4 protein-coding genes and 1 pseudogene are annotated in these 3,603 nt (G+C 60.5%); 2 read left to right on the top strand and 3 right to left on the bottom strand.

Annotated features, from left to right (window positions below; genetic code table 11):
* Positions 1–134 precede the first annotated feature (134 nt).
* Complete coding sequence (locus EOA85_RS30410; RefSeq protein WP_127212202.1) at positions 135–827, bottom strand: TetR/AcrR family transcriptional regulator C-terminal domain-containing protein; 693 nt, start codon at positions 825–827, stop codon at positions 135–137.
* 196 nt (positions 828–1,023) lie between these two features.
* Here EOA85_RS30410 and EOA85_RS30405 point away from each other — a divergent pair, with 196 nt between their 5' ends.
* Both EOA85_RS30405 and EOA85_RS30400 read left to right on the top strand, forming a co-directional pair.
* Complete coding sequence (locus tag EOA85_RS30405; protein ID WP_127212201.1) at positions 1,024–1,512, top strand: RidA family protein; 489 nt, start codon at positions 1,024–1,026, stop codon at positions 1,510–1,512.
* An 82-nt stretch (positions 1,513–1,594) separates the two neighbouring features.
* A complete protein-coding gene (locus EOA85_RS30400; RefSeq protein ID WP_348627945.1) occupies positions 1,595–2,428 on the top strand; it encodes a haloacid dehalogenase type II in 834 nt (277 codons plus the stop codon).
* A 129-nt stretch (positions 2,429–2,557) separates the two neighbouring features.
* Here EOA85_RS30400 and EOA85_RS30395 read toward each other — a convergent pair whose 3' ends face one another.
* Positions 2,558–3,007, bottom strand: a complete 450-nt coding sequence (locus EOA85_RS30395; protein WP_065008935.1) for a DNA polymerase III subunit chi — start codon at positions 3,005–3,007, stop codon at positions 2,558–2,560.
* Between the two features lie 19 nt (positions 3,008–3,026).
* Positions 3,027–3,603, bottom strand: a pseudogene (locus EOA85_RS30390) (leucyl aminopeptidase); the annotation flags it as partial.

The raw sequence follows: 3,603 nt of genomic DNA, 5'->3' as shown, positions 1-3,603 counted from the left end.
CACGACCCACCGTGGAACCATAAACCTTGACGCAAAGGCTTCTTCTGCGACGTCGCAAAAGAATCAGGTGCAAAACTGTCGCTCTAATCGGGATTTTGCGACAGTCGCTTTGAGTCCAAAGCTACCGTTCAGCCTCATCCTGGAGAGAGGCCATCGAGCAGAAAGCCGAGGCCTTTCCGGAAAGCGCCGTCCCAATCGTTGTCCAACAGCAGACGAGAGCGTTCGATTGTCGGGTAGCGTTCGCTGAGACGTGTAAGGCGCTGCTGCGCGGCGACCCTGTCGTCGTCCGAGAGGTCGAAGCTCGCCCGGGTGATGGTGGCGCCCATCACATAGTTCCAGAGTGACCATATCGCGACGTTCAGATCTGCGTCCGCTACACCGGCTCCGGACAAGGTCTTGCTTAGCAGTTCTAGGCGGCTGAGCATGTTCGGCCCGAGCGCCCGGCGCGGCAACAGCGACGCCGACCAAGGATGGCGCAGCATGCTGGCGCGCCAGTCTTCAAGCATATGAACGACTTCTCCGCGCCAGTCTTGAGACTCACCCATTTGTGGCGGTCCGCGATATTCGAGCACCGAGTCGAGCGCCAGATCAAAGACATCCTCTTTGTTGTCGACGTGCCAATATAGGCTCATCACGCCCGAGCTAAGGCGATCGGCCAGCCGACGCATGGTCAATCCGTCGACTCCCTGGGCGTCCAGCAGTTCTACCGCGGTCGCCACGATGCGTTCCCGAGAGAGCGGCGGTTCACTGCGCGCCTGCATTGGCTGGAGCCACTCACTTGTCGGTTGAGACCGTTTGCTCCGGGCGCCGGTACGTTTGGCTGCCATCCGCTCTTCCTCGCTGTTGAGAACGTCGATTTTGACCGGCAACGCAAGGAATGTCGATCTTGGACGATTGACTAGTACGGTGTACCATACGATGACTCGTACGTCGCACGAGTCATCATATGAGCGATACGGTTAAAGTTCAATCATACCGGCCGCGAGGGTACGTTGGTCGCAGTCCGCAAAGCCAAAGAAAATCATGTCACACGAAATCAAGCATCTGCTTACCGGAGGGCTAATCATCATGACCATGGGAGTTCCCACTGCGACGACAGCGAATGAGAACGATCTCAAGCTGACCATCGTCAATCCACAAAACCTCTACGACCCGTCGCCGAACGGCTACAGCACGGCGGTGATCACGCCCCGCGAAGCCCGGGTGGCCTACATCTCCGGACAGGGCGGCCAAGACAGTACGGGAGCCTTGTCGCCCGACTTCGCTGTCCAGGTCGAGCAGGCCTACACAAATTTGCGTACCGCCCTCGATGCGCTCGGTGCCAGGCCGGATCAGGTTGCAAAGCTCACGGTCTTCGTGGTCGATCACGATATGTCCAAGCTTGAGGTGTTGACCAAGAACATCAAGAAAATGTTCGGCGAGGCGCTGCCGGCGCAGACCCTGATTCCCGTGCCCAAGCTTGCAATTGACCCCATGCTCTTCGAGGTGGAAGCCATCGTCATTCTGGAGTAGTGGTTAGATCTCCTTTCGCAAATATCCTAAGCTTCGCGATAGTTTCACCCTGTCCATCCAGTCAATGGTTTGCCTGTCGCAAATGTCCTCGCAAAAGTGGTGTTTCGCGACCGATTTTGGCGACAGCCGCAAGGGGTGCTCGCCACCCGAATGCGACGGTCATGCAGTTGTGCGGATCGAGGAGCCGAATGTGATGGTCTTGGATGCTGTACGTGCCTTGGTGTTCGACGTATTCGGCACTGTTGTCGATTGGCGCAGCGGCGTGGCGCGCGAAGCTGAACCGTTCCTGAAGCGGTATGGAGCCGGAACGGCCGTTCCTACCGCTTTCGCGGATGCGTGGCGTCGCCGTTACTCGCCAGCGATGGAGGAGGTGCGCAGCGGCCGGCGGCCCTTTACACGTCTCGACGTGCTGCATCGGGAGAATCTGAAAGCTGTTTTGCCGGAATTCGGGATCGACCCGGCTTCGGTGCCAGCCTCCGAACTGGACGAACTGAACCTGGCATGGCACCGATTGGAGCCATGGCCGGACGCGGTGGCCGGCCTCACGCGGCTGAAGGCCCGCTATATCATCGCGCCGCTCTCGAACGGTAACATCGTCCTTATGCTCAACATGGCGAAGCGTAGTCGTATCCCCTGGGATGCGATCCTCGGCGCCGAACTCGTGCAAGCGTACAAGCCGATGCCGGAAGCTTATCTTCGCACCGCTGACGTGCTGGCAATGAAGCCGGATGAGATCTGTCTTGTGGCCGCCCACAATGGCGACCTTGCAGCGGCTCGGGCATGCGGACTACGAACAGCCTTTGTCCCGCGTCCGACCGAGCACGGGTTAGCGCAGACCACGGACTTGCACCCAGACCAGGCCTGGGACCTGGTGGCCAGCGACTTCATTGACTTGGCTGAACGGCTTCAGTTGTAGCGCCTCTCAACGATCAGCAAACCACCCCCTTCAGGGTTCCTCCACATTTCGGTCCGATGCTCTCTCGGAGTCATGACCCAATTGCGCAGCGATCTGATCCCCAGGTCGAGGATAGCCAAGACGGCAGCTTTACGCCTTGCGTTCCCAGCGCCGATCTGAAGTCTGCTGCCAATAGGTGACCACGTGGCCGGCTTCCTTCATCGTCTTCCAGTGCGTGCGCGCCGCCTCGACCTGGGCCGCATCGTGGCCGTCGAACAGGAACACGGCGCGCTCATAACCGGTAAGCTCCGGCGGCACGGCGCCGTCGACCAGGAAGCGGATCTGCGCTTCGTTCGGATTGTCCTGGCCGGTTGTCAAAAGGATCGGCTGCTCGGCCAGATGGGATTCGCGGTCGGTCGCATGCGCCAGGAACGAATCGTCCCTGAAAATCCAAAGATGCTGGTCGAGCGCGTCGCGCCGCTCCTCGGTGCCGGTCTGCACCACGGCGCGCCAACCGCGATCGACGCTGCGCTCGAGCAGGCCGGGCAGCGCATCCTCCAGCGTCGATTCGGTCAGGTGATAGAACAGGACGTCGGCCATGATCGCGCCTTGAAAGGCCTCACCCCTCATAGTTGTCGCGCACCAGCCGGTCGAGCAGCCTAACGCCGAAGCCGGAGGCCCATGACTGGTTGATCTCGCTGGACGGCGCGCCGATTGCGGTGCCGGCGATGTCGAGATGCGCCCAGGGCGTATCCTTGACGAAGCGCTGCAGGAACTGCGCCGCGATGATGGCGCCGCCATAGCGGCCGCCGATATTCTTCATGTCCGCATTTTTCGAGTCGATCAGCTTGTCATATTCGGTGCCGAGCGGCATCCGCCACACTCGTTCCTGCGTCGCCTGCCCGGCGCTCGTCAGCCTGTTCGCCAGTTCATCATTGTTGGAGAACAGGCCGGCATAGTGCTGGCCCAGCGCGACCATGATGGCGCCGGTCAGCGTCGCCAGATTGACCATGAATTTCGGCTGGAAGCGATCGTTGCAGTACCACAGCGCATCGGCCAGAACGAGGCGGCCTTCGGCGTCGGTATTGAGCACCTCGATGGTCTGGCCCGACATCGAGGTGACGATATCGCCGGGGCGCTGCGCATGGCCGTCGACGGCATTTTCCACCAGCCCGACGATGCCGACGACATTGGCC

The organism is Mesorhizobium sp. M5C.F.Ca.IN.020.29.1.1 (assembly GCF_003997375.1).
Lineage (GTDB): Bacteria > Pseudomonadota > Alphaproteobacteria > Rhizobiales > Rhizobiaceae > Mesorhizobium > Mesorhizobium wenxiniae.
The sequence above is the reverse complement of the archived record's forward strand: the minus strand, read 5'-3'. Positions and strand labels throughout refer to the sequence as shown.

What these genes read in the sequence shown, in the direction of transcription:
- EOA85_RS30410 (WP_127212202.1), bottom strand. Translation starts at nt 827, where the DNA reads ATGGCAGCCAAACGTACCGGCGCCCGGAGCAAACGGTCTCAACCGACA.
- EOA85_RS30405 (WP_127212201.1), top strand. Translation starts at nt 1,024, where the DNA reads ATGTCACACGAAATCAAGCATCTGCTTACCGGAGGGCTAATCATCATG.
- EOA85_RS30400 (WP_348627945.1), top strand. Translation starts at nt 1,595, where the DNA reads ATGTCCTCGCAAAAGTGGTGTTTCGCGACCGATTTTGGCGACAGCCGC.
- EOA85_RS30395 (WP_065008935.1), bottom strand. Translation starts at nt 3,007, where the DNA reads ATGGCCGACGTCCTGTTCTATCACCTGACCGAATCGACGCTGGAGGAT.